The sequence below is a fragment of the Streptococcus intestinihominis genome, from assembly GCF_046824975.1.
In the GTDB taxonomy this organism is placed as follows: domain Bacteria; phylum Bacillota; class Bacilli; order Lactobacillales; family Streptococcaceae; genus Streptococcus.
Window position 1 is genome coordinate 245290 of sequence record NZ_JBKQBL010000004.1, and the last position, 1985, is coordinate 247274.

At 41.6% G+C, this 1985-nt stretch carries 3 protein-coding genes and 1 pseudogene; all 4 read right to left on the reverse strand.

The window, feature by feature from the left end; translation table 11 throughout:
• Positions 1-686, reverse strand: a pseudogene (locus tag ACLOR3_RS08050) (ribonuclease R); the annotation flags it as partial.
• A 126-nt stretch (positions 687-812) separates the two neighbouring features.
• Positions 813-1046, reverse strand: a complete 234-nt coding sequence (gene secG, locus ACLOR3_RS08055; RefSeq protein ID WP_006595869.1) for a preprotein translocase subunit SecG — start codon at positions 1044-1046, stop codon at positions 813-815.
• 43 nt (positions 1047-1089) lie between these two features.
• Complete coding sequence (rpmG, locus tag ACLOR3_RS08060) at positions 1090-1239, reverse strand: 50S ribosomal protein L33 (RefSeq protein WP_081453577.1); 150 nt, start codon at positions 1237-1239, stop codon at positions 1090-1092.
• Positions 1229-1985: MFS transporter (locus tag ACLOR3_RS08065; protein WP_412037126.1), on the reverse strand; the 757-nt coding region annotated here is incomplete at its 5' end. The genes rpmG and ACLOR3_RS08065, both read right to left, overlap by 11 nt.

Here is a 1985-nt window from a genome sequence, read left to right on the forward strand (position 1 = left end):
GGAAATTCTGAGACGATATCCATAGACTCTAAAACTTCCAAGACATCGATCCCAGGATCTGTCACATGTCCAACCACATCTTGTACTGAGGCTACAAAGTAATTGTGCTTCCGACTTGGATACTGTTCAATAGCTACCTTGAGAACTTCCGTTCCCTCTAATTGTAGGGCAGGTTTTTTCACGTAGATGCGTTGGCTAATCTTTTGATTCTTTGAAAGGATGTAGCCTGCATATTTGGGTTTTTCCTCATCCAAAACGATTTGGCCGACGACTGTTTGGAGGCTATGCTCCAAGACATCAATGATTTTCCCCTCTGCCGCGGTCCCCTTTTGCCGATCGGCGACCTTGGTGATTACAACCTCAACTGTATCTCCATCAATGGCATGGTTGACATCATTTCGTCCAATAAAAAGGTCCTCTTCTTCTCTCTCTAGGCTAACAAAGCCAAAGCCACTCTTATGAGCATGGAAAATCCCTTTCACAGTAATGACGCCTTTTGGCTTGGCATCAAGGAGACTTAAAAAACCATTTTCTTCAAAGGTTAGTTGACGACGTCGCTCCATCAGCGAAATGGTCTTAATCAGTTCACGAAAACCTTTGGCGTCTGTACTCCCTATGGCTTGAGCCAACTGATCAACCTGAGCTTTTCCCTCCTGTTTTAAATAATCAATAATTTTACTTTTCATATCTTGTGCTGGATACCCAGCCTCCTTTATTTTCTTTCTTTCCGAGAGATTTCTTTGCAAGTGACAATCTCCCTATCCAACGACCCATAGATGAAAAAATAGGCAAAGACAATGTCTAAGCCTATCTTATTTACTGGATAATACCATTAGAATCATCGCAATGAGTAACCAAAGGAAAATCATTACTCCTGTCAATCGTTGCATCACTGCTTCGAATCCACGAGCTTTTGAACGTTCGAACAAGTCATTTGAGCTTGCATCGAATACGTTGCTAGATTGATTTTTAGTTGGTTGCATGAAGATAGCGATAATAATTAATACAGATAGTACCAATAAAATAGTAATCAACGGTTTAGTCATAATTTAAAAACTCCTTAAAATCCTATCTATTTTACCATAAAAATCATTTCGTTTCAAGATGTAATGTCACTTTTCTCTCTTTGGGACAATACTTCAAAACTTCAATTTTTTCAGGGTGGGTCTTCATATTTTTACTTGTCAAATAATTCTGACTGCCACAGCTCGTGCAGGTTAGTTGTACTTTAATGCGCACTGATTTCTCTCACTTTCAAATACTTTCTAAAGATGAATAAAAGGAAGGCCAAATCTATAAAGGCTAGGATAGCAGTCCCATAGAATACCCAATGGTAATTGACATGCATGGCAATACTAGAGCCCATCATGGGACCAAGAACTCCCCCAACGTAAAAGAAGAGCTGATTGTAACTAAAAATCCGAGAAATTCCTTCCTTGGGAGTCATGCGGTTTAAGAGAGCCGTCACTCCGGGCATTAAGGCTCCTGTTCCAATTCCAAATAGGAAGCGAAGAAGGCCTAATTGAAGAGGGGTCTGAGCAAGGGCACAGAAGATATAGAGGATGCCACTATAGAGAAGAGCTAAAAGTAAGAGGCGATGGTTGCCAATTTTATCTCCGAGCTTTCCCATCCATCCCGATGTCAGGATACTGGAAATCCCCATCGCTGATACGATCAGTCCAGATACAAAAATAACATTGTCGCTCTGGCCAAGCTCTCTTACATAGAGTGGAAGAATGGGAGAAATGGACTGGCCGATCATCTGAATGGTCATACTGGTCAAAAAGAGGCCCAGTAAAATGTCCTTATGCTGGATAGAAGCCAGTAATTCCCAGCTTGAAAGGTGCTCCTCCTTGGATATTTGTTGGTAGTCTTCCTCAATGCCCCACCAAGTCAAGACAGAGACGAGAAAGAGGAAAAAACCAACGAGGAGAAAGACATTCCGCATACCAAATTGCTCTGCGATCAATCCCCCCAACAAGGGG